The organism is Rathayibacter sp. SD072 (genome assembly GCF_017355185.1).
Lineage (GTDB): Bacteria > Actinomycetota > Actinomycetes > Actinomycetales > Microbacteriaceae > Rathayibacter.
In genome coordinates this window covers 1-3,051 of record NZ_JADILJ010000093.1, presented here as the reverse complement: position 1 = coordinate 3,051, position 3,051 = coordinate 1, and the positions used below count along the sequence as shown (strand labels likewise).

Genomic DNA, 3,051 nt, shown 5'->3' with positions numbered 1-3,051 from the left:
TGCGCGGCGAACGCCGGGTTCAGGGCGCCGGGCGTCTCGAGCGCGCCGAGGAGGTCGCGCAGGATGGTCAGGGTCTCGGTGGCAGCGTTCTCGGGCATGGCTGCATCTCTTTTCGGGTAGGAGGATCCGGCCGATTCCAGGGTGGACGGATCGAGGAGGGGGCGAGTGCGCGAGATCATCCCACCGGTTTCGGGCCGGTCGTCTCGCTTCAGCAGGCGCTTCGGATGCGCTGAGGGAGCGGGAGCAGACGAGGGGGAGGACGTCGAGTCGTGCGATCTAGCTTGATCATCAAGGAACCTACTCCGCCGCGACCGCTTCGGCAAGTGCTCGGCGAGTCGTCCTCCCAGCGCTCCAGCCCCGCCCGTCGGATCACCGATTGATCACCTCCGGATCACGGTCGGATCAGCACCTTCAGCGCCTCGCGCGAGTCCATCAGCCGGTACGCCTCGGCGATGTCCGACAGCGGCAGTTCCCGATCGAACACCAGACCGGGCTCGATCGAGCCGTCGAGCACCTGGGGGAGCGCGGCCTCGAGGTAGGCGCGCACCGTCGCCGGCCCTCCCGTGAGCGTCGCGTTCTTGCCGAAGAGCGAGGCGAAGCCGACCGGGGCGTCCTCGTACTGCGGCACTCCGACCCTCGAGATCGTGCCGCCGGGGCGGACCACGCCGTACGCCTGCTCGTAGGCGGGCAGGTGTCCGACGGCCTCGAGGACCACGTGCGAGCCCTCGCCGCCCGTGATCGCCAGCACCTCCGCCACGCCCTCCTCACCGCGCGCGGCCACGACGTGCGTCGCTCCGAACGTGCGGCCGAGATCGGTGCGGGCGGTGTGACGGCCCATCAGGATGATCGTCTCGGCGCCGAGGCGCTGCGATGCGAGGACGGCCGAGAGCCCGACGGCGCCGTCTCCGATGACCGTCACCGTCAGCCCCGGGCGGACCCCGCCGCGCACGGCGGCGTGGTGACCGGTGAGGTAGACGTCCGAGAGGGCCAGGAGCGAGGGCATGAGCGCCTCGTCGGTGCCCTCGGGGATCACCACGGCGGTCGCGTCGGCGAAGGGCACCCGCAGCTTCTCGGCCTGGGTCGCGGAGGCCGCGCCGTCGAAGAACCCTCCGTGCACGCACGAGGTGGTGATGCCGTCGCGGCAGAACGCGCAGGTGCCGTCGGACCAGGCGAAGGGCACGACGACCGTGTCGCCGACCTGCAGCACGGCGACGTCGGAGCCGATCTGCTCGACGACGCCGATGGCCTCGTGGCCCATGCGCCGTCCCTCGGGAGTGCTCTCGAGGTCGTGGTAGGGGTGCAGATCGGAGCCGCAGACGCAGGCGTGCGTGACCCGGAGGATCGCGTCGGTCGGCTCCTGGATCTCGGGGTCGGGGACCTCGACGACGCGGACGTCGCCGGATCCGTACATCAGGGTGGCGCGCATGGTTCTCCTTCACTCGGGAGTCCTCCGGAGCGCTCCCGTGCTCGGCGCGGGTCCCGGAGGAGGACGGCCTCAGTCAACGGCGCGTCCCGTCGCCCGAGCCAGGGCTCCACCGAGACGGGTTCCAGCAGACCCTCCCACCCCTGCCGCTCGCCCCCGTAGCGTTCCCGGCATGGACAACCGAGCCGAGATCCGCGAGTTCCTCGCCTCCCGCCGCGGGCGCCTCAGCCCCGAGCAGGCCGGCGTGGACCCGATCGGCGGGCGGCGGCGCGTCCCCGGACTGCGCCGCGAGGAGGTCGCGCGCCTGGCCGGGGTGAGCGTCGACTACTACACCCGCCTCGAGCGCGGGAACCTCGAGGGCGTCTCCGACAGCGTCCTCGACGCGATCGCCCGCGCGCTCGTCCTCGACCGCGTCGAGCGCGATCACCTCCACGACCTCGCCCGCACCGCCGCTCCGGCCTCCCGCCGCACGCGCACTGTCCCCGTTGCGGCGACCGTCCGCCCCGAGCTGCAGTACCTGCTCGACGCCGTCACCGGCGCCCCCGCGTTCATCACGAACAACCGGATGGACATGCTGGCCGCCAACGCGCTCGGCTACGCCCTCTACTCCGAGATGTACCGCGGACCGCACCGACCCGCGAACCACTCGCGCTTCATCTTCCTCGACCCCGGCGCCCACGACTTCTACCCCGACTGGGAGCGCGCGGCGCACGTGAACGTCGCGATCCTCCGTCGCGACGCCGGACGCAGCCCGCACGACAGGCAGCTCGCCGAGCTCGTCGGCGAGCTCTCGATGCGGAGCGAGGAGTTCCGCGCCCTCTGGGCCGCGCACGACGTCCGCCGCCACTATGCCGGCCGCAAGCAGTTCCGGCATCCCGTCGTCGGGCTCCTCGAGCTCACCTTCCAGGCCGTCGAGCTCGTCGAGGACCCCGGCCACTCGCTCACGGTCTACCCCGCGGTGCCCGGCAGCCCCTCCGACGAGGGACTGCGCCTGCTGGCCAGCTGGGCCGCGACGGAGGGCGTCGTCGAGCGCGCCCGCGCGACCGCCTCCTGACACCCGTTCCCCCTCCTGAGACCCGTTCCCCCTGGACGCCCCCGCGCGGGGCTTCTCCGTGCTGCCCTCGAGAGGACGCCATGACCGCCACCGCCCCGACCGCCACCGCCCCGACCGGTTCCCGCACGCCCGATCCGCGCTCCGAGCGCATGCCCTGGGCCGCCCTGGCGATCCTCGCCGCGATGGGCTTCCTCCTGGTCGCCGCCGAGACGATGCCCGCCGGCCTGCTGCCCGTGATCGCCGAGGGCATGCGCACCAGCGAGGGCGTCGTCGGCCAGTTCATCAGCGTCTGGGCGCTCGGCACCGTCGTCGTCACCGTGCCCGCCATCAGCCTCACCCGCGGGTTCCGGAGGAAGCCGCTGATCCTCGCCGCGATCGTCGGTCTCGTGCTCGCCAACACCGTCACCGCGCTGTCGGGCGACGTCGCCCTCTCGCTGGCGTCCCGATTCGTCGCCGGCGCCTTCACCGGCGTGATCTGGGGGATGCTCGCCGCCTACGGGCGCCGGATCAGCCCCGAGAGCCGCGGCGGCCTCTCCCTGGCGATCGTGTCGACCGGCGCCCCGCTCGGCTTCGC

The 3,051-nt window shown here is 72.8% G+C and carries 3 protein-coding genes; 2 read left to right on the top strand and 1 reads right to left on the bottom strand.

Going from position 1 to position 3,051, the window contains the following annotated elements; genetic code table 11:
• Positions 1-391 precede the first annotated feature (391 nt).
• Positions 392-1,426: a zinc-binding dehydrogenase gene (locus IOC53_RS18470; protein WP_207408053.1), complete on the bottom strand. Its 1,035-nt coding sequence runs from the start codon at positions 1,424-1,426 to the stop codon at positions 392-394.
• A gap of 169 nt (positions 1,427-1,595) precedes the next feature.
• On the opposite strand from IOC53_RS18470, the gene IOC53_RS18465 reads away from it, so the two are divergent.
• Complete coding sequence (locus IOC53_RS18465; protein ID WP_207408051.1) at positions 1,596-2,477, top strand: helix-turn-helix transcriptional regulator; 882 nt, start codon at positions 1,596-1,598, stop codon at positions 2,475-2,477.
• Positions 2,478-2,557: 80 nt separating this feature from the next.
• Positions 2,558-3,051, top strand: a 494-nt coding sequence (locus IOC53_RS18460) for an MFS transporter (RefSeq protein WP_242683545.1), incomplete at its 3' end; no start/stop codon positions are given.

Excerpts from the sequence above, each read along its gene's own strand:
- IOC53_RS18470 (WP_207408053.1), bottom strand. The coding sequence starts at position 1,426 with ATGCGCGCCACCCTGATGTACGGATCCGGCGACGTCCGCGTCGTCGAG.
- IOC53_RS18465 (WP_207408051.1), top strand. The coding sequence starts at position 1,596 with ATGGACAACCGAGCCGAGATCCGCGAGTTCCTCGCCTCCCGCCGCGGG.